At 68.4% G+C, this 25,106-nt stretch carries 23 protein-coding genes; 14 read left to right on the forward strand and 9 right to left on the reverse strand.

Annotated features, from left to right (window positions below; translation table 11 throughout):
- The first annotated feature begins 8 nt into the window (after positions 1-8).
- The 3 genes from IG65_RS39565 to IG65_RS0110985 all read left to right on the forward strand — a co-directional run bounded on the left by IG65_RS39565 (position 9) and on the right by IG65_RS0110985 (position 2,336).
- A complete protein-coding gene (locus IG65_RS39565) occupies positions 9-890 on the forward strand; it encodes an IclR family transcriptional regulator (RefSeq protein WP_030514771.1) in 882 nt (293 codons plus the stop codon).
- Between the two features lie 117 nt (positions 891-1,007).
- Positions 1,008-1,469 carry a PASTA domain-containing protein gene (locus IG65_RS35775; protein ID WP_051755723.1) on the forward strand — a complete coding sequence of 154 codons (462 nt, stop codon included), beginning with the start codon at positions 1,008-1,010 and terminating at the stop codon, positions 1,467-1,469.
- Between the two features lie 90 nt (positions 1,470-1,559).
- Entirely contained in the window at positions 1,560-2,336 is a 777-nt protein-coding gene (locus IG65_RS0110985; protein ID WP_030514772.1) for a hypothetical protein, read from the forward strand.
- 35 nt (positions 2,337-2,371) lie between these two features.
- Here IG65_RS0110985 and IG65_RS37705 read toward each other — a convergent pair whose 3' ends face one another.
- Entirely contained in the window at positions 2,372-3,139 is a 768-nt protein-coding gene (locus IG65_RS37705; protein WP_030514773.1) for an SDR family oxidoreductase, read from the reverse strand.
- A 366-nt stretch (positions 3,140-3,505) separates the two neighbouring features.
- On the opposite strand from IG65_RS37705, the gene IG65_RS36770 reads away from it, so the two are divergent.
- Both IG65_RS36770 and IG65_RS0111000 read left to right on the forward strand, forming a co-directional pair.
- Positions 3,506-4,417, forward strand: coding sequence for a CPBP family intramembrane glutamic endopeptidase (locus IG65_RS36770; RefSeq protein ID WP_063833574.1), 912 nt, complete (start codon positions 3,506-3,508; stop codon positions 4,415-4,417).
- A 28-nt stretch (positions 4,418-4,445) separates the two neighbouring features.
- Positions 4,446-5,729 carry an FAD-binding oxidoreductase gene (locus tag IG65_RS0111000; protein ID WP_030514775.1) on the forward strand — a complete coding sequence of 428 codons (1,284 nt, stop codon included), beginning with the start codon at positions 4,446-4,448 and terminating at the stop codon, positions 5,727-5,729.
- A 144-nt stretch (positions 5,730-5,873) separates the two neighbouring features.
- Here IG65_RS0111000 and IG65_RS0111005 read toward each other — a convergent pair whose 3' ends face one another.
- Positions 5,874-6,290: a cytochrome c oxidase subunit 4 gene (locus IG65_RS0111005; RefSeq protein WP_030514776.1), complete on the reverse strand. Its 417-nt coding sequence runs from the start codon at positions 6,288-6,290 to the stop codon at positions 5,874-5,876.
- An 18-nt stretch (positions 6,291-6,308) separates the two neighbouring features.
- Positions 6,309-7,307: a cytochrome c oxidase subunit II gene (locus IG65_RS0111010; RefSeq protein WP_051755726.1), complete on the reverse strand. Its 999-nt coding sequence runs from the start codon at positions 7,305-7,307 to the stop codon at positions 6,309-6,311.
- 455 nt (positions 7,308-7,762) lie between these two features.
- Here IG65_RS0111010 and asnB point away from each other — a divergent pair, with 455 nt between their 5' ends.
- The 3 genes from asnB (at position 7,763) to IG65_RS0111025 (ending at position 10,586) form a co-directional block, all read left to right on the forward strand.
- Positions 7,763-9,688: an asparagine synthase (glutamine-hydrolyzing) gene (gene asnB, locus IG65_RS0111015; protein ID WP_030514778.1), complete on the forward strand. Its 1,926-nt coding sequence runs from the start codon at positions 7,763-7,765 to the stop codon at positions 9,686-9,688.
- A gap of 222 nt (positions 9,689-9,910) precedes the next feature.
- On the forward strand, positions 9,911-10,264 hold the full coding sequence (locus IG65_RS0111020) for a hypothetical protein (RefSeq protein WP_051755728.1): 354 nt from the start codon (positions 9,911-9,913) through the stop codon (positions 10,262-10,264).
- A 52-nt stretch (positions 10,265-10,316) separates the two neighbouring features.
- Positions 10,317-10,586: a DUF2277 family protein gene (locus IG65_RS0111025; RefSeq protein WP_030514780.1), complete on the forward strand. Its 270-nt coding sequence runs from the start codon at positions 10,317-10,319 to the stop codon at positions 10,584-10,586.
- 13 nt (positions 10,587-10,599) lie between these two features.
- Here IG65_RS0111025 and IG65_RS38440 read toward each other — a convergent pair whose 3' ends face one another.
- Positions 10,600-11,169: a hypothetical protein gene (locus tag IG65_RS38440; RefSeq protein WP_197039817.1), complete on the reverse strand. Its 570-nt coding sequence runs from the start codon at positions 11,167-11,169 to the stop codon at positions 10,600-10,602.
- Positions 11,170-11,455: 286 nt separating this feature from the next.
- Here IG65_RS38440 and IG65_RS0111035 point away from each other — a divergent pair, with 286 nt between their 5' ends.
- The gene (locus IG65_RS0111035; protein WP_030514782.1) at positions 11,456-13,048 is read left to right on the forward strand and encodes a metallophosphoesterase family protein; all 1,593 of its coding nucleotides are present in this window, start codon (positions 11,456-11,458) and stop codon (positions 13,046-13,048) included.
- Between the two features lie 96 nt (positions 13,049-13,144).
- Here the strand turns inward: IG65_RS0111035 and IG65_RS0111040 are convergent, their stop codons facing one another.
- The 5 genes from IG65_RS0111040 to IG65_RS0111060 form a co-directional block, all read right to left on the reverse strand.
- Entirely contained in the window at positions 13,145-15,148 is a 2,004-nt protein-coding gene (locus tag IG65_RS0111040; RefSeq protein WP_030514783.1) for a hypothetical protein, read from the reverse strand.
- Between the two features lie 38 nt (positions 15,149-15,186).
- Positions 15,187-16,227 (reverse strand): acetyl-CoA carboxylase biotin carboxylase subunit family protein, encoded by a 1,041-nt coding sequence (locus IG65_RS0111045; RefSeq protein WP_369801516.1) that lies wholly within the window; start codon positions 16,225-16,227, stop codon positions 15,187-15,189.
- 518 nt (positions 16,228-16,745) lie between these two features.
- Positions 16,746-17,486, reverse strand: a complete 741-nt coding sequence (locus IG65_RS0111050; RefSeq protein WP_030514785.1) for an adenosylcobinamide-GDP ribazoletransferase — start codon at positions 17,484-17,486, stop codon at positions 16,746-16,748.
- Positions 17,487-17,670: 184 nt separating this feature from the next.
- Entirely contained in the window at positions 17,671-19,575 is a 1,905-nt protein-coding gene (gene cobT, locus IG65_RS0111055; RefSeq protein ID WP_081879392.1) for a nicotinate-nucleotide--dimethylbenzimidazole phosphoribosyltransferase, read from the reverse strand.
- Positions 19,576-19,801: 226 nt separating this feature from the next.
- On the reverse strand, positions 19,802-20,494 hold the full coding sequence (locus tag IG65_RS0111060; protein ID WP_228798044.1) for a DUF3043 domain-containing protein: 693 nt from the start codon (positions 20,492-20,494) through the stop codon (positions 19,802-19,804).
- Positions 20,495-20,784: 290 nt separating this feature from the next.
- On the opposite strand from IG65_RS0111060, the gene IG65_RS0111065 reads away from it, so the two are divergent.
- The 5 genes from IG65_RS0111065 (at position 20,785) to IG65_RS0111085 (ending at position 25,066) form a co-directional block, all read left to right on the forward strand.
- Positions 20,785-21,135, forward strand: coding sequence for an iron-sulfur cluster assembly accessory protein (locus tag IG65_RS0111065; protein WP_030514788.1), 351 nt, complete (start codon positions 20,785-20,787; stop codon positions 21,133-21,135).
- A 102-nt stretch (positions 21,136-21,237) separates the two neighbouring features.
- Positions 21,238-22,209 (forward strand): carbohydrate kinase family protein, encoded by a 972-nt coding sequence (locus tag IG65_RS0111070; protein WP_030514789.1) that lies wholly within the window; start codon positions 21,238-21,240, stop codon positions 22,207-22,209.
- Positions 22,210-22,313: 104 nt separating this feature from the next.
- On the forward strand, positions 22,314-23,027 hold the full coding sequence (locus IG65_RS0111075; protein WP_030514790.1) for an MBL fold metallo-hydrolase: 714 nt from the start codon (positions 22,314-22,316) through the stop codon (positions 23,025-23,027).
- A 183-nt stretch (positions 23,028-23,210) separates the two neighbouring features.
- Positions 23,211-24,335 (forward strand): FtsX-like permease family protein, encoded by a 1,125-nt coding sequence (locus IG65_RS0111080; protein WP_030514791.1) that lies wholly within the window; start codon positions 23,211-23,213, stop codon positions 24,333-24,335.
- The gene (locus IG65_RS0111085; RefSeq protein ID WP_030514792.1) at positions 24,332-25,066 is read left to right on the forward strand and encodes an ABC transporter ATP-binding protein; all 735 of its coding nucleotides are present in this window, start codon (positions 24,332-24,334) and stop codon (positions 25,064-25,066) included. The genes IG65_RS0111080 and IG65_RS0111085 overlap by 4 nt, the downstream gene beginning before the upstream one ends.
- The last annotated feature ends 40 nt before the right edge of the window (positions 25,067-25,106 follow it).

The raw sequence follows: 25,106 nt of genomic DNA on the forward strand, positions 1-25,106 counted from the left end.
AGGGCGCGATGTCCGAGAGCACCGAGGTCACTCCTACCGCCTCCGCGGGATCACCACCCACGCATCGCGTGGTGCGGGTAATCGACCTGCTGTCGCGCCGGCCCGCCGAGCACTTGTCGCTGGCGCGGATTGTGCGCGAGACCGGACTCTCGAGGGCGACGGCACATGCGGTGCTGACCCAGCTCACTACCGACGGCTGGACGGTGCGCGATCTCGACGGCAATTACGGGCTCGGGATGGGGCTGCTCGCCGTCGCACGCCGTGCGGAGGCGGCCTTCCCGCTGCGCCGCCTGGCTGCCGACCTGCTGCGGGAATTCGTTGCCGAACAGGGCTTTCCGGTTTTCCTGGCCGAGCGCGACGACGGTTCGATCATCATCACCGAGGTCGCCGGCACCCCGTCGGTCCCGTGGATCCGGCAGGGCCGCCGCCTGCCCCTGGCACCGCCGGTGGCCCGTGAATTCATCGCCTGGGCACCGGCTTCCGAACGCACCGCCTGGATCGCCCACGCCGACCCCGCCCATCGCGAACGCCTGCTCGCGGTCCTCGACGCCGTGCGCGACCGCGGTTACTCCGTCGAGCGTCTCGCGGACGAATCCGCTCCCGTACTCGAAGCCCTTGCCGCCCTGCGCAATTCCCCGGTCACCGATCCACTCCGCAACCGCCTGGGCAGCATGATCACCGACCTGATCACCATCGACTACCTCCCCGACGAACTCGGCGCCGAGAACGCCGTAGTCACCGTCGCCGCCCCCATCTTCGCCGGCGACGGCGTCATCGCCGCCGTAGTCGCCTGCCCCGACACCCGCCTCTCCGCCCAGCGCCTCACCGCCCTCGGCGCAGCGATCACCGCCACCGCAGAAAGGATCACCCGAACCACCACCGGCACCTGACCGATCGGCATGCTCTGCCCCCACACAGATGCGCCCGCCAACCGAGCGAAGGCAACGGCAATCATCTCCTCATCGAGGGTCCGAGCGCATCGACGCGGGAGCAACTACGGTCGGGATGTGCCGACCACAACCTTCCCACGCCGTTCCAACCACAACCGCCGTACCGTTCTGTCCCTGCGGATTTCGATCGCCGCACTCGCACTGACCGCAGTTTTGTCCGGCTGCGATTCCGAAACCGCCACGCCCGCAACGTCTACCACCGGTGCGGCCACGTCGGCCGCCACCGCAGCCACGTCCGGCACACCGAATGCCGCCAACCCGGCACAGCCCACCGGCACGACCACATCCCCCGCGGCCGGCACGGTCAGCGTCCCGGATGTCCGCGGCGACCGCCCGGCCCTCGCCGACCAACTCCTCACCGCCGCGGGCCTGCACGCACACATCACCGGCGGCACCAGCCGCGGCCCGGGCGGCGGCCAATGCGTGATCACCACTCAGAATCCCGATGCGGGCGTCTCGGTCCCCACCGGCGCCACCATCGAGCTCACCACCGGCGAGGTCGGCGGCGGCCAGTGCTGAAATCGGCTACCGCCGCGCGATTTTCGGTTGTCACGGGCCCCGCGGTCGACCGATGATGGCGTCCACGATCGAACAGCGGCGGGAGTGGCAGTGGGTGTATGGGGCGGCGTCTGCGCCTTCGACGAGCAGAGATTTCGCGATGTCGTGATTCCCGCGCTGCGCGCAGGGCACGAACATCCCGTTGTCACCGGGGCATTGCAGCGCATGTACGCGCACGGCCGCGGAATGATCGACGACGGCGACCCCCTCGGCGAACCCATGCCGTGCCGGTTCGAAGGATTGGCCGCGGTAGTGGCCCACCTCGACGAGTCGTTCGCCACCGGCGACCTGGGGCGCGACTTTCGGGTCGTCGGCGGCACACTGACCGAGCCGGGCCGCCGCCCGGGCGAGCCGGGCTGGGGGTATTGGGAACTGGTTGAACTGGTGGAGTGGGTCGTCACCGGCGAGGCCGTGCGGGCCTGGGGACATCTGGGGTTGAGGGTGCCATCCCCGTGGTCGATCTTCCCGTCGCTACTTCTGCGGCACGACTCACGTCCGGAACCGGACAGCGAAGTGTTCCGGGTACAAGAGCTTCTCGTGCGGCTGGACACGCACTCGGGCTACTGGGTGCACGGCGGTGGCGGCTTCGGGGAAGGTGTCGGCGGCTGGTTGAACGCGCCGCAGACGCACGAACTCGCGACGCTGCTACCGCGTCACGACCCGGATGCGGATCGGCAGTCGCAACGGGAATCGTTCTGGACGGTGGTGGACTGGGCCGTCGAACGCGATCTCGGTCTGCTGTGGGGACGCGATCTCGAATTGTTCTACTCCGACGAACCAGCGGCGATGTTCGACGAAGGAGCGACACCGGCGGATCGACTGGCCTGATCCCGACCCGGCCGGCGTCGTGACACCCGACGGCCCTACCCGCGCAGGCGGTAGCTCAGCCCCGGATCGGAGGCCACATACTCCGCCCACGTGCGCGTGCCGTCGGCATGGTCGGGGCAGGTGTTGTCACCGGCGCGGAAAGCGCGGGCGATCGTGCCGGGTAGCGGGAGCGGCACCGTGCGGTGCGGGCGGCCGTGGTGTTGCTGCCAGATCTTCGCCAGTTCTTTCAGGGTGAGCACCTGTGGGCCGCCGAAATCGTCCGCGTGGGTGCGTGGTTCGCCTTCTACCAGGTCGGTGAGGCGGGTGGCCACATCTTCGGTGGCGACCGGCTGAAAGCGGAAATCCAAGGGCAGCGGCGCGATCGGGAGCTTCTGCACCGCGGACAGGACCGCGGCGATGAGGTCGTGGAATTGGGTGGCGCGCTGAATCGTGTGCGGCACACCGCTGTCGGCGATCAGTTGTTCGCAGGCGAGTTTGTTGCGGTAGTAGCCGAAAGGGATGCGGTCGATGCCGACGATCGACACATAGAGCAGATGCCGCGCTTCCCCGGCGGCCGCGAGCAGGTTCCGCGTCTGCTCGATGTCGGGTTTACCGAACCGCCGGAAATCCGAAGCCGCGTGCACGATCGACTCCGCGCCCTCGGCAGCGTCGCGCACCCCGGCACCGGTCGTCAGATCCCCCACATGCGTCCCCGCACCCGGGCGCCGCGACAGCACCCGCACGTCGTGCCCGCGTTCCCGCAGCCGATCCACGACATGCCGCCCGAGCGCTCCCGTCCCACCGGTCACCAGCACTGTGCTCATGCCCCTACCCAACCCCGCACCCGGAGTCCGGGCAAGCACCCGATAGCCGATGTCACATCCGAATCACCACACCCGCCCGCCACCATCGGACCGCCGCACGAGACGGTAAGTGTCTGCAGATCCGGTGATGGTGAATCAATCGTGCAAACCTCGCCGAATTCGGCGGTTTTCCGCATCTCCTGTGGCGGTTTGCACGAAAAGTTCAGGGTACGTCCGCCGCGCCGTATCGGCGGACACGCCGTCCGAACCACACTGCGCGGGAACCGATTCCACTTGCACCGCGTCGAAGTATCCGGGGGTGCCGAATGCCGAGACCGGTGGCGGCCGATCCCGATCGGCATCGGATTCAGTCGCAAGGACGGACATATGATTGCTCGGCGTTCGGATATAGCCACATACATCGTGGTGGCGTACGCACTCGCGTGGGTGCTCGCGTCGATTCCCTGGATCGACGGGAAGGGGCTGGAATCGGTCCCGTGGCTGAACGATGGAGCGGCCCTCATGATGTTCGCCCCGACAGTGGCCGTTCTCGTCGCACGGTCGAGGATGCGGCAGCCTGTGCTCGCGCGCCCCGCCGCACCGGGCGTCCCGGCGGCTCCCGGCTTCGCCGCCGACGTCGGCCTCGGCCTCGGCCCGGCACCTGCCCGCACCGCTCGGTTGATCGTCGCCGCCTGGCTCGGCACGCAAATGGTCGCGTGGATCGCCTACGAGATCAGCGCGGCGCTCGGCTGGTTCCATTTCGATCTGGGCAAGTTCGACACCTCGACGGTGGTCGCAATACTGTTCGAGACACTGACGACGTCCGTCATCGCGACGCTGCCGAACGCGCTCGGCGAGGAGATCGGCTGGCGCGGTTGGCTGCTGCCACAATTGATCTCCCGCTACGGCACCCCGGTGGCGCTGATCGCGACCGGGGTCGTCTGGGCCCTCTGGCACGCCCCGCTGACACTGCTCGGTTACGGCTTCACCGATATCGGCGCCTGGTCGGCATTGGCCTACATCCCGTTCGCCATCTGCTTCGGCGCCGTCCTCGGCTGGCTGCGGCTGCGGTCGGCCAGCGTGTGGCCCGCCGCGGTCGCGCACGCGTCGTGGAACAGCGGAGCGTTGATCTTCGGCGCCCTGCAGTCGGCCGACTCGAGCGAGCACGCGCACACACTATTGGGCGGTTCCGGCCTCCCCGGGTGGATCCTGTGGGCGGCCGTCGCGGCCGCGTTGTTCGCCTTCGCGCCGGTGGCGAAAACCCCCGCACCTGCACTGCAAACTTCGGTGCAGACGTAGCGCCGCTACTGTGGTTAGCTTTGAGGCCATGAGTACCACGCTCGCTGCTCTGCCGGAGGAATATCTGCCCCGCGACACCGCGGATGTCGTTCGCACAGTGCGGGATTCACGACCGCAACCGCTGACCGTGCGCGGCGGCGACCACAGCAGCGAGCAGCTCGACGACGAACCGGCCCCGCCCGACCGTCGCATCGTGATGTCGCTGCGCCGGATGAACCGGGTGCAGGCGGTGGACGCCGATGCGCGGCTGGTGCGCGTGCAGGCCGGCGCGCGGCTGTCCGATATCGATCGCACCCTGGCCGCACACGGCCTGGGCCTGCCGATCGTCGGCGACCACCGCGAGATCACGGCCGGCGGTTTCGCCGCCGTCGGCGGACTCAGCGCGGCCTCGCACCGCTACGGCATGTTCAGCGACAACGTGGTCGCCCTCGAATACGTGGACCCCGAGGGCAGGTTCGGCACCTGCGGGCGCACCCATCATGCCGAGCGATTCCACCGCATCCTCGGCGGGGCCGGGCGCACCGGCATCATCACGGCGCTGACGCTGCAAGCCATCGAGGTCGACAAGGACCACACCTGGCTCACCTCCGACGCGCACCGCTTCCTCGACTTCGACACCTTCGTCGAACATTCGCACGCCGAGATCACCCGCCCTGGCGATGCCCTGCTGCAGGTCGGCCGCTGGGTCGACACCGCGCCGCTGCGCGTCTCGCGTCCGGTGGGCACCGGGAACATCCAGCTCGGCACGGTCCGCTTCGGCCAGTGGTCGAGTCTGCACCCCACCACCGCCACCCCCTCGCTGCGGGCCCGCCGCGAACTGGGTGCGCGGGCGCGAAAGTCGTTGGGCGCCATCGCCTCGGCCGCAGGTGGCCGCGCCGGTATGCCGGTGCGCAACGCCGCCGCCGGTGCGCTGATGTTCGCCCCCAAGGTCCTCACGCTGCGCGACGCCGAATATCTCGCCGACACCGTGATCAGCTCCTCCGAGCGCGGCCCGGCCTACCGGGTGGCGGTCTTCGCGCCCCTGAGCAGCTACAGCACCGTCTTCCACCGCCTGCACGACCTGTTCGCCGAGCATCGCGAGCGCAGCGGCGCCATCACGGTCATCTCCGCCATGACCTACGGCGTGCGGTCCCCGTATCTGCACGAATCCGCCGGCGAGGACCACGGCTTCATCACCTTCACCTGCCGCCTGCGCCCCACCGGCACCTACTCGGGCCGCTCCGGCGCCCCGGAACTGTTGCGCGACATCACCTCCGGCATCGACGACATCTGCCGCTCCGAACGCGCCCGCCGCTACCACACCCCCGACTGACCCCACTGCGAAGACCGAACGCCCCGGCAGACATGTCGGGGCGTTCGGCTTTTCCGGCGATATCCCTTCTCGGCGATATCTCGGAAAAGGCCCATCAACGACGAAGCGCCCCGGCCGAAGCCGGGGCGCTCGCGCGTCGGATGCTCAGTGCTTCTCGGGACCCACGTGGTACTCGAACACCAGACCGGCGACCGAGGCCAGGATGCAGAGCACGCCCAGGCCGATCAGCCAGTACTGGAAGAACGCGAAGCCGAGCGCGGTGACCGAGGCGGAACCGGCCAGCAGGATGGGCCAGAAGCTGCCGGGCGAGAAGAAGCCCAGGTCGCCGGCACCGTCGACGATTTCGGCCTCTTCGTAGTCCTCGGGGCGCAGGTCCAACCGGCGCGCCACGAAGCGGAAGTAGGTGCCGACGATCAGCGTCAGTCCGGCGGTCAGCACGATAGCGGTGGTACCCGCCCACTCGACGCCGGTGCGGGACTGGCCGGTGAAGAATCCGTAGACGACCGCCACGATGATGAAGAACACCGTGAGCAGCTCGAAGATGCGTGCTTCGACCTTCATGTCTGTTCAGTACCCTTCTTACTTGCTCTCGGCCTGGCTGGCTTCACGCGCGGTGCGACGGGTGTCGAACGGGTGCGTGGTGGTCGCGACCGGCGACTCGCCGATGCTCGACAGGGCCTCGGCATTGGTCTTACCCGCTTCGCGGGCGGCGATGTACTTGTCGAACTTGTCCGGCGTCACGGCACGCACTTCGAAGTTCATCATCGAGTGGAAAGTACCGCACATCTCCGCGCAGCGGCCGACGAAAGCACCCTCGTGCTCGATCTTGGTGATCTGGAAGGTGTTGTCGGAGTGGTTTTCCTTCGGGTTCGGCATCACGTCGCGCTTGAACAGGAACTCCGGCACCCAGAAGGAGTGGATGACGTCGGCGGCGGCCAGCTGGAATTCCACGACCTTGTTGGTCGGCAGCACCAGCACCGGGATCTCGTTGGACGAGCCGATGGTCTCGACCTTGTCGTAGTGCAGGTAGGAGATGTCGTTGGCGGGCAGGCCGTGCACCGGACCCGGCTGCGGGTGGCCGTCGGCGGTGCGCTCCTTGTACTCGGCCTGGATCCGCTCGTTCAGCGCCTGACGAGTCTGGTCGACACCGTCGTAGACCTGGCCGTTCTGACCGACGACCTTCTGGTAACCGAACTTCCAGTTCCACTGGAACGCGGTCACGTCGACGACCACATCCGGGTTCGAGGTCTTCTCGTGCACGTAGTTCTGCACGACCACGGTGAAGTAGAACAGCACCGCGATGATCACGAACGGAATCGCCGTGTAGGTCAGCTCCAGCGGCACGTTGTACCCGGTCTGCCGCGGGAACTCCGGGGAGGTCTTCTTCTTGCGGTGGAAGGTCACGGTCCAGAAGGTCAGACCCCAGACCAGCACACCCATCGCCAGGGCGGCGACGACCGACCACGTCCACAGTTCCCGCATCCGGGTCGCCTGCGGGGTCACACCCGAGGGCCAGCCGAACCGAAGCACGGGATTGTCGATCGAGCAGCCCGAGACGAGCATCACGGTGATCCCCATGGACACCGCCAGCCCGGCCCGCCGAAGGATGCGGCCCCGCCGTACCCGGGCGGGTCGTGCCCCTATCGCTTCGCTCGCCTTGTGCGCCACGCTCAACGCCTTCCTGGTCGTCCATCCGACACGGCGCCACCCGGATGCCGGGCGGCGCGTTTTCAGCACGTTCGGGAGCCTTTCGCGAGCCGCACCGAACGCACGGCCGACCACGAGAGTTCCCGAGTACTACGCAGCGTAGACCAAACCGCCTCCCGCGTTGTGCCCGGGTCGCTTTCGACACACCGGCCACCGGGTGCGATCCCCGCCGATCGGTTGCGCCGCCCGCGCGCGCGGGCGCGAAATCCCAGGCGAGCGCGACCGCCGCCCAGCGAGGCGACGAGCCGGGCCGCGGTGCGGCATACTCGGGGACTGGTTTCGAATGTTCTCCGCGTACCCGATCCGGAAACGAGGTTCTCGACGCAGTGTGTGGACTGCTGGGATTTCTGACCGCCGATGTGGCCACCGACTCCGTCGTACAGCAGGTGTACGACGCCTTGCAGTGCGGGCGCCATCGCGGCCCGGACGAGCGCGGCACCTGGCACGACGAACACATCATCCTGGGCTTCAACCGCCTCTCGATCATCGACATCGAGCACTCGCATCAGCCGCTGCGCTGGGGCCCGCCGGAGAATCCGCAGCGTTATGCGCTGGCGTTCAACGGTGAGATCTACAACTACCTGGAGTTGCGCGCGCAGCTGAGCGACGAATTCGGGGCGCGGTTCGCCACCGAGGGCGACGGTGAGGCGATCGTCGCGGCCTATCACCACTGGGGCACCGCGGCATTCTCCAAGCTGCGCGGCATGTTCGCCTTCGCCATCTGGGACACCGAAACCCAGGAGCTGGTGCTGGCCCGCGACCCGTTCGGCATCAAGCCGCTGTTCCTGGCCACCGGCCCGGGCGGCACCGCCTACGCCAGCGAGAAGAAGAGCCTGCTGGAATTGCTGCCCGCGCTGAATCTGTCGGACGCGCTGGATCCGCGCGCGCTCGAGCACTACACGGTGCTGCAGTACGTGCCGGAGCCGGAGTCGCTGCACGCGAACATTCGCCGCCTGGAATCGGGCTGCTACGCCACGCTGCGTCCCGGCGCCGCGCCGGAAGTGACCCGCTACTTCGAGCCGAACTTCCGGGTACGCCCGTTCGCGGCCGGCTCGGAGGAGGCCCGCTACCGCGAGATCGCGGCGGTGCTCGAGGATTCGGTCGCCAAGCACATGCGCGCGGACGTCACCGTCGGCGCCTTCCTGTCCGGTGGCATCGACTCCACCGCGATCGCGGCGCTGGCGATCCGGCACAACCCGAATCTGCTCACCTTCACCTCGGCGTTCGAGCGAGAGGGGTATTCGGAGGCCGACGTGGCGGCCGAGACCGCGGAGGCGATCGGCGCGAAGCATTTCATCCGCACCGTGAGTCCCGAGGAGTTCGCCGGCGCGATCCCCGAGATCGTCTGGTACCTCGACGATCCGGTGGCCGATCCGGCGCTGGTGCCGCTGTATTTCGTGGCGCAGGAGGCCCGCAAGCACGTCAAGGTGGTGCTCTCCGGTGAGGGTTCCGACGAGTTGTTCGGCGGCTACACGATCTATCGGGAACCGTTGTCGCTCAAGCCCTTCGAATACCTGCCGAAGGGTGTGCGGCGACTGGCCGGCAAGCTCTCGGACCGGATTCCGGACGGAACGCGCGGCAAGAGCCTGCTGCATCGCGGTTCGCTGCCGCTCGAGCAGCGCTATTACGGCAACGCCCGCAGCTTCAACGACGCCCAGTTGCGGTCGGTGCTGCGCGAATTCCGTCCGGAATGGACGCACCAGGATGTGACTGCCCCGATCTACGCGCGCTCACGCGGCTGGGATCCGGTGGCGCGCATGCAGCATCTGGACCTGTTCACCTGGTTGCGCGGCGACATCCTGGTCAAGGCCGACAAGATGACCATGGCCAATTCGCTGGAGCTGCGGGTGCCGTTCCTGGACCCCGAGGTGTTCGCGGTCGCCGAGCAGATCCCGTATCAGCAGAAGATCACCAAGGAGACCACCAAGTACGCGCTGCGTCGCGCACTCGAGACGATCGTCCCGCCGCATGTGCTGCACCGGCCGAAGCTGGGCTTCCCGGTGCCGCTGCGGCACTGGCTGCGCGGCCCGGAGCTCTACGACTGGGCCGCCACCCAGATCGCGGAATCGCAGACCGACCATCTGCTGGACAAGTCCGCGATCAAGGCGATGCTCGAGGCACACCGCGCCGGCAACGGCGACCACAGCCGTCGCCTGTGGACGCTGCTGGTGTTCATGATCTGGCACGGCATCTTCGTCGAGAACCGGATCAAGCCCGATATTCAGGAGCCCACCTACCCCGTGCGGCTCTAGCCGTTACCGCGAGGCGGCGTCGCACCGCGGCCGATCACGGCCCGGCGGTGCGGCGCTCGCCCCATCGATTCCTTTCGTACGCGCGCATAGACGTCACGTCATCTTTTCGACGCTCTTGAACGTGCCGTTAAATAGCGGTACATTGAATGGCGTCAAGCAAGTTGAGCGGCTCGGCTCGAGCCGTGGACGGATATGACCGAGACACGTACATAAGGAATTCCGATGGTTCGAAACGAACTGCCCTCGAAGATCCGCACCCGCATGTCCCGCACGGTGATCGCGGTCGCCATCGCGGCGGCCCCGATCGTGGCGGCCGCCGGCCCCGCTCTCGCCGAACCGGCGGTAGCCCCGGCCCAGTCCCAGGAAGTCCAGGCAACCGGAACCGACATCCAGTTCGTCCACGGCTGGGGTCATCACGGCTGGGGCCATCACGGCGGCTGGGGAATGCCCGGCTGGGGTGTGCCGGGCGGAGGCTACGGCGGCTTCTATCCCGGGTGGTACAGCCCGTGGACCGGCGGCTACGGGTATGGCTACGGCTACGGCTACTCGCCGTTCTCGAGCGGCAGCGCCGCCTGAGCCGGTATCAGACGGCTCGATCGCAACCGGCACGCGGCTTACCCTCGTAAGCATGTGCCGAAATATCACCGCGCTGCGCGGCTTGGACCCCGCGGCGACACCCGAGGAAATCGACGCGGCCGCGCTGCAGTACGTCCGCAAGGTGGGTGGTCTGAGCAGCATCTCCGAGGCCACCCGCCCGGCGGTCGAGGAGGCCGTCGCCGAGATCGCGGCGGCGACCACCCGGCTGCTGGCAGCGCTGCCCGAGCGCAAGGCCCCGCCGAAGTCGGTTCCGCCGCTGCGGCGCCCGGAAGTGCAAGCCCGCATCGCCGCTCGCGCCTGAGCAGGGTGGCGATCTATCCCTTCGCCACGACCCGGACCGTCGACAGACTGGTATCCGTGACATCGGGCAGTCGCATGCCGGCGGCGAGACCGCTGTGCAGATAGTCGAGTACCGCCGTACTCAGCACATCTCCCGGAACCACATCCGGCGCACCCGGCGGATACGGGGAGATGATCTCCGCGGCGATCCGCCCGGCCGCGCCGCCGGTCGGTATCTGCTCGGCCGGGGCGAAGAACGCATCTCGCGGTCGCATGGCGGTCTCCGGTTCCAGACACTCCGGGCTCGGTAACTCGACGGGCGGCGCGGCCGGTAATTCGGGGGCGGCGGCGGTCACCGCGGTGAGAGCGTCGAGGAAGGCGTCCGCGGTCCGCGCGTCGTCGGCACAGGTGAACTGCGCGACGATCCGGCGGTGATCGGCCACCCCGACCGCGATGTGCCGCTGCCGGTAGAGCCAGTCCGCGGCCTGATACCCATCGATGCCGAGCCCGGTGACGTCGATGGTGATCTTGAACGGATCGACCGCTGCCGCTAGACCCGGGCCGACGAGATCGTCGTCGCTGACCGATAGTGCACGGCTAACCACCGATCCGGCCGCCAAACTGCGCGGCACGGGACGCTTCGGCTCGTGATTCACCCGGCGTTCGCCGTGGCGTGGGGTTTTCTGAACCCGCGCACGGTTGGGTGGAGGGATGGACGAGCAGGATGCGTCGGAGCCGGTATCGGAGCAGGCGGGTAGCGCCGGGGCGGGGGCGGGTCCTGGTTCGACGCCGGGCGGCGGTACGCACGGAGATGACACCGCCGGGCCGGACGCCGCTGCTCGAGTAGGAGGACCGGAGAGTGGCGGCGCTCGCCCCGACCGATCGCGCGGGGTGAGCCGGCGGTGGCTGTTCGGCGCGTCGGGGGCGGCGGCGATCGCCGGGCTGGCCGTGGGCGCGGGGACGACGGCGGCATTGCGCGGCGACGGATCGTCGACCGGCAGCGGCGGGCGATTCTGGCCGCTGTCGCCGGAACTGGCGATCGGGCCGGCCCGGGTGGCGGCACCACCGGTCACGGGGTTGCACCTGCAGTTCGGCGCAGACGCCGCGCGCGAGGCCGTGGTGAGCTGGCAGAGTCCAGGTTCGGTGCGCAATCCGGTGGTGCGATTCGGCACGGCGACAACGGGTTTCGGCGCGACCGCGCAGGCACAGACCCGGGTCTACCGGGACGCCGCCTCGGGCACGGAGGTGTATGCCCATCACGCGGTGCTGACCGGGCTCACGCCGGACACCGACTACATCTACGCGGCCGGACACGACGGCGCCACACCGGAATTGGGCACTCATCGCACCGCACCCGCGGGCCGGGCCGCGTTCCGCTTCACCAGTTTCGGCGATCAGGGCACCCCGACGCTCGGCAAACTGGACAACGGCCGCTACGTCAACGACAACCTCGGCTCCCCCGTCGCCGGAGATGTCACCGCGGGGATCGAACATCTCGCCCCGCTGTTCAATCTCGTCAACGGCGACCTGTGCTACGCCAATCTCGCCACCGACCGGATCCGCACCTGGAACGACTGGTGGGCCAACAATTCTCGCTCGGCTCGCCACCGACCGTGGATGCCGGCGCCCGGCAATCACGAGAACGAACGCGGCAACGGTCCGATCGGTTACGAGGCGTTCCAAACGTATTTCACCGTGCCCGACAGCGGGGCCGAGGATCTCGCGCGCGGGCTCTGGTACGCCTTCACGGTCGGCGCGGTCCGGGTGATCGCGGTGGCCAACGACGACATCTGCCTGCAGGACGGCGGCAACTCCTACGTGCACGGCTACTCGGGCGGCGCCCAGAAGCGCTGGCTCGACAAGGAATTGGCCGCCGCCCGGGCGGACCGCGCCATCGACTGGATCGTCGTGTTCATGCACCAGACCGCGATCTCCTCGGCCGACAAGGCCAACGGCGCCGATCTGGGGATCCGCCAGGAGTGGCTGCCGCTGTTCGACCGCTACCAGGTCGATCTGGTGCTGTGCGGTCACGAACACCATTACGAGCGTTCACATCCCGTCCGCGGCGTCCTCGGCAGCGACACCCTCACTCCGAAACCGGTCCCGGAGGCGGTCACACCCGCCACCGCGACCGCACCCGAAATCATCGACACCTCCAAGGGCACAGTGCATCTCGTGATCGGCGGCGGTGGTACCTCCGCCCCCTCGAACGGGCTGTTCTTCCCCGGACAGCAGTGCCGGGTGATCACCGGTGTCGGCGCCGTCGACCCCGGCACGGGTAAGAAGGCGCCGATCTACGTGATGGAGCAAGCACCCTGGTCCGCCTTCAAAGACCCCGAACACCCATACGGTTTCTGCGCTTTCGACGTGAACCCCGGCTCCCCCGGCGGCCACACCACCATGACGGCCACCTACTACGCGGTCACCGACACGCTGAAACCGGTGGACTCCTTCATCCTCACCCGCCCCCGCTCCGACAGCTGACCCACAGCACGACGATCGCGCGGCGGTCGCGTCGCCCTCGGCCACGAGAGCCGCTCGCCACCGTGAATCGTCCGTGCACGCAACCTATCCGCCGGGTCACGACGGCGCATCGCTCACGATCTCCGGCAACCGGTCCGCACCCCAGCTGCGGTGGATGTAGCCGACGACCCGATCCAGCTCCGGACGCGCCACCGCGGCCGGTTCGCCGCGTTCGAGCGGGTCGAAGTGGAAGATGTAGAGCCGCGAGGCGAATTGCTCGAACGGCAGCGATCCCTCACCGAACCGTTCCCCGTGCCCGGCCGTGCCGACGACCACGCCGTCGCCCCAGTCCTGGCCACTGTCGTTGTTCGGATTGTAGAAGTAGACCCGCATGGTGTCCTGCGGATCGAGGCTGACCCGCAGGATGGTGATCGCGTGCCAGCCGACGAACCGGGCGGCGCTGTCGGTCACCGCGATGCCGGCCGGCTGCGGGTGGATCAGCGGCTGATTGCCGTTGTAGAAGGGGTGGTAGCTGGCGTAGAAGTGCCGCAGGAATTCGTCGACGTCGATCAGCCGCCCGGTCTCGACGTCGACATTGATGCGGAATCCGCGCCCGGACCACCAGCCGTGGAATTCGGGGTTGATCCACCGATGCGGATCGCCCTCGCGCCCGGCGCAGCGCCGCCCCATTTCGGCGTAGATCCGATCGAGATGCGGGACGACCAGCAGCGATACCGGGTCCAGGTCCATCGGCAGCGAGGTCGCGACCCCGGCACCGGCCTCTTTCGAGGAGATCGGCTGTCCCTCGAAATGCATGACGATCTCGTCGTCGCGGGCCGCCCACGCCACGGTCTGCAACAGATAGTCGGGATCGTTGTAGGCCCACATCGACAGGGCGCGCGCCGACTGGCAGGTCGGGTTGTCGCCCTGGCCCACGCCGAGCGGCAGGCCCAGAATCGACAGCATCCCGGAAAGCAACCGCGCCCGTGCGTCCGGCACCGGCCCGAACACCTCGTGCAGCCGCTCCCGCGAGCGCGGCGATACCTGCAGCGCGAGTTGCCGCCACAGCGCGGGCGCGACCGGCGGTTGATACAGAATCCCCCGCTCCAGCAGCAGCGCGAGCCCGTAGATGCCCTGCGCGGTCTCGACGTGCACGGCCTCCTCGATCAGGTTGCGCACGAGTTCGTGGTAGCACAGCAGGCTGTCGCGCCCGGTGCTGGACAAGCCCAGCGCCTCACCGAGCAGATACTCCCCCTTGGTCAGCAGGAACCGCAGCAGGACCGCGTGATACGGCGACACCAGCCCGGTGTCGTGCATCGAGCGCGCGAAACCCGTTGCCTCGTACTGCAATGCGCTGTCGTCCATACCGTCCAGGCGCGTGCGGTAGACCTCGACACCCGGATCCTCCCGGCAGGCGTCGGTGGTGCCGTAGAGGCTGCTGATCAGCCGGTCCGCACCCAGCCCGGTGGCGCCGAGATCGATATCGGGATTGCTGCGGGCGACGGCGATCTGCGTGATCATCCGCTTCACCTGCTCGACCTGGATGGGTCGCTGGCGCAGAATCCGCCAGATCTCGTCGACGAGATGCTCGAGCACCTTCTCGTAGCCGATCTCCTCCACCAGGTGATGCAGCAGCTCCCGCGAGACCCGCGCCATCCTCCCCTGCTGTTCGCGTTCGGCCTCGCTGGGCGGGGTGAACAGCAGGCTCAGGTTCACCGCCAGCACCTGCGACAGATGCCCCAGCGCCTGCTCCGCGCTCACCGACGGATGCGTGAACTCGCCCTTGGCCACCGCCAGCAGGCGCAGATCGCTCACCGTCTCCAGCACTACCGTGTCGGCGTTGGCGCTGCGCAACGAGCCCACACTCAGCGCCGGAATGAGGATCTCCGGTTTCGCCCAGTCGGTGCCCAGGAACAGCCCGGCCGCCTCGAGACCGCTCGCCCGCGCCCGCACCGCCGCGCAGCCGCCGGGCAGCAGCAGCACCCGCCGCAGCGCACCCAGCACCCTGGACAGCTTCACCTGCTTACCGAAATCGCTGGTGGCGCCCAGAATTCGCGTGGCTTCGTCCAGCGTGGCGAGACGTCTGTCCAGAGTGTCGTCGTCGCTGCCGAGTGGAGTCAATCAGGATCCTCCCGTGATCCATTCCTGCCGAGAAGGATTCATACGTAGAAGTCGAGTTCTTCCTGTCGCTTCAGCAGGTCCCGCAGAGCGTACGGGTCTTCGCCGAAGAAGTACAGCAGACCCCAGTGATTGCCGAATGCGGTTCGCTTGGTGACCTTTTCCGCCAGCGGGGCGGTGAGTTCGTGGGTTTCGAAATACTCGTGATCCTCCGTCTCCTCCGGGATCGACAACCGGCTGACCACCCGCCGCCGCGGGTAGACGCCGAACGAACCGGCATGTCCTTTCGCATCCACTACTTCGCGAGGGAAGAACTCCACGATCTCCTCCTCGGTGGTCTTCGGATCGAATGCGAGCACCAGCGCGTGATAGGCGTTGAATCCGTATGCGCGTTCGAGCAATTCGAAAACCTTGAACCCGGGCGGGCGATAGGCGACCTCGCCGAAGTACATCTCACCGTCGCTGGTGACGAAATACTCCGGATGGACGAACCCGAATTCGATATCGAAGGTCTTGATCAGCTTTTCGACCTGCCGGGTGATCTCCGGCCGGTACTTTTCCAGTTCCGGGGTCGCGGGGACGAAGACGGAGTAGCCGAGCCGCACGTATTCGGAGATGTTGAGGAATCGGATCTTGCCGTCGTGGATCCACGCCTCGACCGCGAATTCCCAACCGTCCAAATGCGATTCCATCAGGACCGGGAACTCGTCGTCGGGGATGGCGTCGATCTCGTCGGGGGTGCGGATCACCCGGTGACCGAGGCAGCCGGCCTTGTCGAAGGCCTTGACATGGATCGGATCGTTCGGATCGCCGTCGAGTTTGAGCAGGGTCTGGTTGACGCGCTTGAGGAACCGGATGACGTCGTCACGCTCGTGTGCCTCCTCGAAGATGCCCACCCGGATACCGCCCAGTTGCGCGCGCCGCTTCATCAGCGATTTGTCGCGCAGCAGCATGGCCTGGCCGAGCAGCCGCGGATTGTCCAGCAGCACCGAGTTGATCGCACCCGCCCATTCCACGGTCTCCTCGAAGATCGGGATGGCGACGTCGACGCCCATCTCCTTCAGCGTCTCCGCGATTTCCATCGACCGGTCGTTGAGTCGCTCGAAATTCCAGCAGAGGTAGGGTATTTCGTTCTCGGTGCAATATTCCTCTGCCCACTCCGGGGCTACGACCACATAACGCCGATCGAATCGGTCCACCGCTTCGACCGCGTTCAGACTCCAACCCAGCAGGGCGACATAGCCTTTGTCCGGGTTCCTGCGCTTCGATTCACGGGATGAAATCGACAAACCTGCTCCCCTCTTCGACCTCGGTGCACCGTTCGTCGATCGCGAGGTCGTCTTATCGCGCGGTGGTCCTGCGCTCGATACCGGGGGCTGCGAATTCGGCGGGCTCCGGTATCGCCGCGCGTGCGCTCGGCATCGTCGACGGGCGGCAACAACGGCGATCCGCTCTATCACCGTCATTGCTCACGGATACCCCGATGTTTCATTCCCAAACAGGGGCAACGCCGTTGCGTTATTGACACACAATCATTTTCGCTGGTCGGGTCCTTCAGGGACGGAGAAAACGGTACGGCCGATCGGGCGGTCCGACGAACTCAGGACAGTGACAGCACCGCGGCGGTGACCGCGACGGTCACCTCGACGGCGGCGCCGAGCACATCACCGTTGAGCCCGCCGAAACGCCGCACACAATGCCACACCAGCAGGGCCGCACCCGCCAGCGCCACGGCGACCGCGACCGGCCCGAGCCAGGACTCGGGCGCGGCGAAAACACCGGCGACGAGCGCGGCGAGAGTCCAGACCGCCGGTGTCACCGCCGACTGCGTGCGCGCCACCAGCGCACCGAATCCGGCGCCGGGAGCGGAAGCGTATCCGCGGCAGGCGAGGACGACCGCAACCCGTCCGACGGCCACCGCGAGCCCGACCGCGAACCAGCGGCCGTGCTCGGCGAGAGCGGCGAACGACAGCGCCTGAACCCCGATGGCGAAGATCAACGCGGCCACCCCGAAGGGCCCCGCCCCGCCGCTCTTCATGATTTCCCGGGCACGCTCCGGCGGGCCGTAACTGCCCAGCCCGTCCGCGGTATCGGCCAGCCCGTCCAGATGCATTCCGCGGGTCGCCAGCCCCAGCGCACCGACGGTGATCAGCCCGGCCAGCGCGAAACCCGTTCCGGCACGGATCAGTACCCACAGCAACCCGGCGGCGCCGGCCCCCAGCACCGCCCCGACCACCGGTGCGGCCGCGATCGCTCCCGCCGCCGCCCTGCGGTCGACCGTCTCGGGTCCGCGCACCGGCAGCACCGTCAACCATGAGAGCGCGAGACGAGCCGCCGCGATCACGGCCGGAACCCCGATCCGGCGATGCCACAGCACGCACATCTCGATGCTGCGTGCCGTGCCGCCGACCGACCGCGACACCCGGCGCGCGGGTGATCGACGAGATACCCGATCCGGCCGGCCTTCCGCCGCGTGCTCAGGGGGCCGGCCGTGCGGGCCGGGCGATCCGGTCCGCGCCCCTCGTTCAGGACACGACTTCCGGTGCGGCCGAATCGGATTCGGCGGTGCTCACCCCCGCCTCACCGAAGGTCGACATCTCCGAGAGCGCGGCGACGGCCGCGCGCAGCAGCGGCAGCGCGCTCACCGCACCGGAGCCTTCACCGAGCCGCATGTTGAGCTCGACCAGCGGCTCCAGATCGAGCTTGGCGAGGGCCAGCGGGTGCGCCGGCTCGGTGGAGCGATGCCCCGCCACCCACCAGCGCTTCGCACCGGGAGCGAGCATTTCGGCGATGAGTGCGGCGGCGGTGACCACCACACCGTCGAGAATCACCGGCGTGCGCCGCGCGGCGGCCTGAGCGAGATAGCCAGCGGTGGCGGCGAAATCGGCGCCACCGGCGATCCGCAGCAACGCGAACGGGTCCTGGCGGTGCGGGCGCGCACGCCACATGGCGTCGCGGATCGCCGAGGCCTTGCGCATCCATCCGGCATCGTCGACGCCGGTGCCGCGGCCGATCGCCACCACCGGCTCGGTGTCGGTGAGCGTGGCGATGAGAACCGTTGCCGGTGTCGTGTTTCCGATCCCCATATCGCCGGCGATCAGCAGGTCGGCCCCGCTGTCGATCTCCTCGTCGGCGATCGCGCGGCCCGCCGCCAGCGCGGCGTACAGCTCGGCTTCGGTGAGGGCGTCCTCACGGTCGATGGCGCCGCTGGAGCGGCGAATCTTGTGTGCCGAGACCGACGGATCGGTGTCGGCGTCCACCGCGATGTCCACCACCCGCACGGTCGCGTCGGCGAGGCGGGCCAGCGCGTTCACCGCCGCCCCACCGGCCAGGAAGTTGGCGACCATCTGCGCGGTCACCTCGCTCGGATACGCCGACACGCCGTGTCGCGCCACACCGTGGTCGCCCGCGAACACCACGACCCGGGCACGCCGGAACTGATGCGGCGGGCACTCCCCCTGGCACGCCGCCACCCAATTGCCCAGCGTCTCCAACCGCCCGAGCGCCCCCGCCGGTTTGGTCAACTGCAACTGCCGCTGCTCGGCCTCGGTCCGCACCCGTGCGTCGGGCGCGGCGACCGGACCGAACGCCGGTGTGGTGCCGTCGAATTCGGCGAGGCCACGCGGGGTCGAACCCACCACCGAGCCGGCAGCGGTAGCTCCGGCGCCCGAGGCCGGCGTAGCGCCGCCGTCCGCATCGTGACCGGAGGACAACGCTTTCTCCGCCGCAGCGGAGTCGGCGAAACCGGACCCGTGGACCGGACGCTCCCGGCCCGCGGAATCAGCGCTGTCGGAAGCCGGAACTCGCTGCGCCGCGACATCTCCCAGCCCGGCGGCCGCGACCGCGGCGGAGGCCGCCGCGATCCCGCTTCCGGTCGAAGTACCGGCCCCCTTCAGCACGACCGGCACTCCGGCGACGACCAGCACGACCTCGTCGCACACCGCCGCGAGCCGCTGATTCAGCGTCCCGATCTCGTCCTGGAACAGTCGTCCCGACGTGGTCGCCGGAACCACACCCAGTCCCACCTCCGGGCTCACGATCAGCAAGCGGTCCGCATAGCCGGTCACCGCCGCGACCAGCGCGTCGATATCGGGGCCGACGGTTCCGCGCGGCGATTCCCAGGCCGCGCGCGCGTCGATGCGGGCGGTCAACCAGGTGCCGAGGTCGTCGATCAACGTCACCGGCGCCGAGTCACCGAGCACGGTGATCGGATCGCCCTCCACCACATGCCAGCTGCCGGGGCGCCGAACGCGATGGGCGGCAATACGATCGGCGAAGTCGGCGTCGGCGGGATCGGGAACCGCGGTCGCGACGTAGCGCACCGGTCCGCTGCGGCCGGCCACCTCCTCGGCATAGGCGGATTTCCCCGAGCGCGCCCCACCGAGCACCAGCGTCCGCAGCCCTCGGCCGCCCGCAGCATCGTTCACCACGTCAGCACGGTACCAATCGGCCCGTACCCCGACCGCCGCACACCCGAGGCGCTGCTTCTCCGAGCCCGAAGCCCCCGCAACGGCCGAGTCCGATCCGTCCGGCGCGGCTGTTCAGCACACTCGCGGCGGCCCTCGACCGGACGTACACAGCAACCGCCCCGCCGACCGGACATGCGGCCGCCCGCGCGGAGAACGATCGTGCGGTCCGGCGCCGGATCCCCGGAACTCAGACCGCGTCGCCGGGCGACACCCGCGGCTTCGGGGCGCGCATGCGGCGGATCTGGGAGGCACGGACGAAGGCGTACCAGCCCAGCGACCAGCTCGAGGTGGTGTCGTCGGGATAGCGCTCCTGCACCCGCTTGTTGATCAGGCGGCCGATCACGAAGCCCTCGGCGACCATGAAAAGCATCATCACGATCATCGCGAGGGTGACGTAGGCCTGCACCTGCGGGGTGAGGAACATGGTCAGGATCAGCACCAGCGCCAGCGGCATGAACAGTCCGACCAGATTGCGGCGGGCGTCGACCAGGTCCCGGACGTAGGCACGAACCGGGCCGCGGTCGCGCGGCAGCAGAAATTTGTCCTCACCGGCGAGCATCCGGGCGCGGCGATCGGCGGCGGCGGCCCGGCGTTCGGCCGAGGCGACCTTGCGTTCCTCGCGGTTGCCGCGGGTGGCCTTGCGCCTGGCCCGGGCCTCCTTGGCGGTCAGCGGCGCGGGCGCGACCGGCCCGCGGCGCCTGCCCTCGACATCGCGGCGCCTGGGCGTCGGACGCCCCTTGCCGGCGGTCGGTGAGGGCCGCTGCGCTGCCGTGGCCGTGTCGTCGTCGGTCGCGGCCGACGTGTCGTCGACGTGGTCGTCGGTGGTGCTGGCATCGCCACGGCGCAGGAACTTCACGCCGACCAGGCTATTGGATGGCATACCGGCCTGGAAATACGGTCTCCGCTGAGCCTGTGTGATCGGTCATACCGCCCATACCGGCAAACCGGCTCCGACCGGCCGGTCTGTACCCCGCGACACGCCCCGCGGGTGTGGTGATTCGCACGTCCGAGCGCCGTCCACCCGGCAATTCCGGGGCCGACGGGCCCACGCCGGCGCGCGCAGTGGCAAGATTGGAATAGCCACCCGCGACGTGGCGTTGACAGCTACCGAGCCGTGCGCTGTTCACGGAAACAACGTTCACGGGTAACGAGGGTCTGCGAGGAGACTTCATGACTGTGCAGAACGAGACCACCACCCACGGTGTGATCCTGACCGACGCCGCCGCGTCCAAGGCGAAGGCGCTGCTGGACCAGGAGGGCCGCGACGATCTGGCGCTGCGCATCGCGGTGCAGCCGGGCGGTTGCGCGGGTCTGCGGTACCAGCTGTTCTTCGACGATCGCATCCTCGACGGCGACCTGACCGCCGAGTTCGGCGGGGTCAAGCTGGCCGTCGACCGGATGAGCGCCCCCTATGTTCAGGGTGCGTCCATCGACTTCGTCGACACGATCGAGAAGCAGGGCTTCACGATCGACAACCCGAACGCCACCGGCTCCTGCGCCTGCGGCGACAGCTTCAACTGACGATCTGCTCCCGGCGCGGAATCTCTGCGGAGGTTCCGCGCCGTGTCGTGCACACGGTACGGTAAGGCTGATTCCGCCCTCGACAGACAAGGACCGGGCTTCGTGACCATCGCTGTGTCCGCTTCCATCGCGACCGACCATTTGATGCGTTTTCCGGGGAAATTCTCCGACGTCCTGCTTGCCGATCAGTTGCAGCACGTGTCGCTGAGTTTTCTGGTCGACGATCTGGTGATTCGCCGAGGCGGTGTCGGCGGCAACATCGCGTACGCGATGGGTCTGCTGAGGGGGAACCCGCTGCTGGTCGGCGCGGTCGGCCCCGACTTCGGTGAGTACCGCGACTGGCTCGAGCGCCACGGCGTGGACTGCTCGGCGGTGCGGATCTCCGAGACCGCGCACACCGCGCGCTTCGTCTGCACGACCGACGAGAGCATGGCGCAGATCGCGTCGTTCTATCCCGGCGCGATGAGCGAGGCCCGCGACATCTCGATCGCCGAGGTGGCCGAAAACCGTTCGCTGGACCTGGTTTTGGTGGGCGCCAACGATCCCGACGCGATGCTGCGCCACACCGAGGAGTGCCGCAAGCTCGGTATCCCGTTCGCCGCGGACCCCTCACAGCAGCTGGCCCGCCTCGACGGCGACCAGGCGCTCGCCCTGATCGACGGCGCCACATATCTTTTCACCAACGAGTACGAGTGGGGCCTGCTGCTGCAGAAGACCGGCCTGTCCCCCGAGGAGATCGGCCGCCGGGTCGGCATTCGCGTCACCACCCTCGGCGCCAAGGGCGCGCTGATCGTCGACGGTGACGGTGTCGAGGTGAATGTCGAAGTGGTGCCGGAACTTTCGCAGGTCGACCCGACCGGCGTCGGCGACGCATTCCGGGCCGGCTTCCTCACCGGGCATACCGCCGGACTCAGCCTGCAGCGCTCGGCCCAGCTGGGTTCGCTGACCGCGGTGCTGGTGCTGGAAACCGTGGGCACCCAGGAGTGGTCGCTCGACCGCGACGACGCGCTGCGACGGTTGCGCGGCGCGTACGGCCCGGAGGCCGCGGACGAACTCGGCGCGCTGCTGAGCTGAGCGCCGGCCCGAGAATCCGAGCCATCCGGCGGCCCGCGGCCGTGACGATTCACAACATTGCGTCAGGATGCGCGGAGTTCGCCGGCGAACAATAGGGTGTGCGTATGGGATCCGATCGTTTATATTTTCGTCAACTGCTGGCGGGCCGGGACTGGGCCGTCGGCGATCCGATTGCCACGCAGATGCGGAATTTCTCGTATTTGATCGGTGATCGCGAGTCCGGCGAATGTGTGGTGGTGGATCCCGCGTACGCGGCGGGTGATCTGGTCGATATCGCCGAGGCCGACGGCCTGCGGCTGACCGGTGTGCTGGCAACCCATCATCATCCCGACCACGTGGGCGGCACGATGATGGGCTTCACCCTGCGCGGGGTGAAGGAACTGCTCGAGCGGGTGCAGGTTCCGGTGCACGTGAACCACGAGGAACTGTCCTGGGTCGCCAATGTCACCGGTATCGCCCCGAGTGAGCTGACCGGGCACGACCACGGCGACACCCTCGCCGTCGGTGGCGTCGAGATCGAATTCCTGCACACCCCCGGCCACACGCCGGGCAGCCAGTGCTTCCTGTTCGAGGACCGGCTCGTCGCCGGTGACACCCTGTTCGTGGATGGCTGCGGCCGCACCGACTTCCCCGGCGGCGATTCCGACGCCATGTTCCGCAGCCTGCGCCACCTGGCCGAGCTGTCCGGCGACCCGGTCGTCTACCCCGGCCACTGGTACTCGGAAGAACCCAGCGCGGCCCTGTCGTCGGTGCGGGAGAACAACTACGTCATGCGCCCGACCACCCTCGAACAGTGGCATATGCTCATGCCCGGCTGAGCGACCGCCTCCAACCTCGAGCCCTTTCGCCTTGTGCGAGAGGGCTTTTCGCATTTTCTCGGCCGATTCACCACCCCGGCGAACTTTTGCCGACGGTGCGTTGGTATCTTACCAACGCACCGTCAGGAAGATGGTGCTGTCGCGCCGCCGGTCCGACCGGCGGCAGCCGTGAGGAGTGTTGTCATGTTCCTGGCACTGCGCGAACTGTGGTACGCGCGAGTGAGATTCGGCCTGATGGGCGGCGTGGTCGCGCTCATCTCGATCCTGACCGTGATGCTGTCCGGGCTGTCGTCCGGACTCGTCGACGACGGTGTCTCCGGCCTGCGCGCCCTGCCGGTCGACGCCTTCGCCTTCGCGCACGGCACGAAGACCGATTCGGCATTCACCCGCAGCACGATCGACACCGCACAGGTAGCGGCGTGGCGATCCCAGCCGGGCGTGGCCGATGCGGCCCCCTTCGGCAATACGCTGGTCAACGCCAAAACCGGCGGTGGGGTCGCGGTCGACTTCGCGCTGTTCGGCGTCGAACCGCAGTCGTTCCTGGCACCGGCGGCGGCGCAGGGCACAGGACTGGATCGGCCGGACGGCATCGTCGTGAGCGCGACCGCACTCGACAAGGGTGCGCGACTCGGCGACACCGTCGTCATCGATCGGCTCGGCACGACGCTGACGATCGTCGGTGTCACCGCCGGCAAACAGACCTTCGGCCACGTGGATGTCGCCTACGTGCCGCTGCACACCTGGCAGCAGATCCACGCCGGGGCGAAACCGGGTGAGCAGGTGCGAGAGCAGTCCTACCGGGAGGCCAGTGCCGTGGCGCTGCGCGCGCAGCCGGGTGCGAAACTCGACCTGACCGCCGGCGACGCGGCCGCGGACACGACCGCCATGACCCGCACCGCCTCCTACGACGCTTCCCCCGGATATACGGCGGAGATGGCGACCATGACGATGATCAAGGCGTTCCTCTACGCGATCTCGGCACTGGTGGTCGGCGCGTTCTTCCTGGTGTGGACCATCCAGCGCACGGGCGAACTGGCGGTGTTGCGGGCGATCGGCGCGCCGACGCGGTTCCTGCTCGTCGACGGACTCACCCAGGCCGTGGTGGTGCTGGTCGGCGCGACCGCCATCGGAGTGCTGATCGCCGTCGGCGGCAGCAGTTTCATCCACGGCATGCCGTTCACGCTCGAACCCGCAGCCGTCGCCACCGGAGCCGGCCTGCTGGTGTTGCTCGGCGTGCTGGGCGCGGCCGCCGCCATCGTGCGCGTCACCAGAATCGATCCCCTCACGGCCTTGGGAGCCAACCGATGAGCATCTTCACCACACGCAAAGGCGCTGCGACACAAGAGGATGCGCGCGCGGGCGACCTTTCCGACTCGAAGACGGGACTCGAACTCGACGGCGTAACCCTCACCCTCGGCGACGGCGCCGATACGGTGACCGCGCTGGACGACGTGCACCTGTCGGTCAACCCCGGGGAATTCGTCGCGATCATGGGACCCTCCGGCTCCGGTAAATCGAGTCTGCTCGCCGTGGCGGGCGGTCTCACCACTCCGGATACCGGGCGGGTTCGCATCGGCGGCACCGATCTCACCGCCCTGGGCCCGCGCGAGCGCACCCGATTCCGGCTGCACCACATCGGTTTCGTCTTCCAATCGGGCAACCTGCTGCCCGCGCTCACGGCCGCCGATCAACTGCGGCTGGTCGCCCGCCTCACCGGCACCCGCCGCGATCCGCGAGAGTTGCTCGGCGCGGTCGGCATGGGCGAGAAGGCGAATCGGCGACCGGAGCAGCTGTCCGGCGGTGAACGCCAGCGCGTCGGCATCGCCCGGGCGCTGATCGGCTCGCCGCGAGTCCTGCTGGTCGACGAGCCGACCGCTGCCCTGGATCGCGCCCGCAGCGCGGAGGTGGTGGAACTGCTGGCTCGCGAAACCCGCGCGGCGGCGGTCGCCACCGTCATGGTCACCCACGACCACGACATCCTCGACCGCTGTGACCGCGTATTGACCATGGTCGACGGCCGCCTCACCCCCGAGCGCTGAGGGGCGGGGCACACCGCGACCGAGTGTGACCGCGACAGGA

The organism is Nocardia sp. NRRL WC-3656 (assembly GCF_000720265.1).
Classification (GTDB): domain Bacteria; phylum Actinomycetota; class Actinomycetes; order Mycobacteriales; family Mycobacteriaceae; genus Nocardia; species Nocardia nova.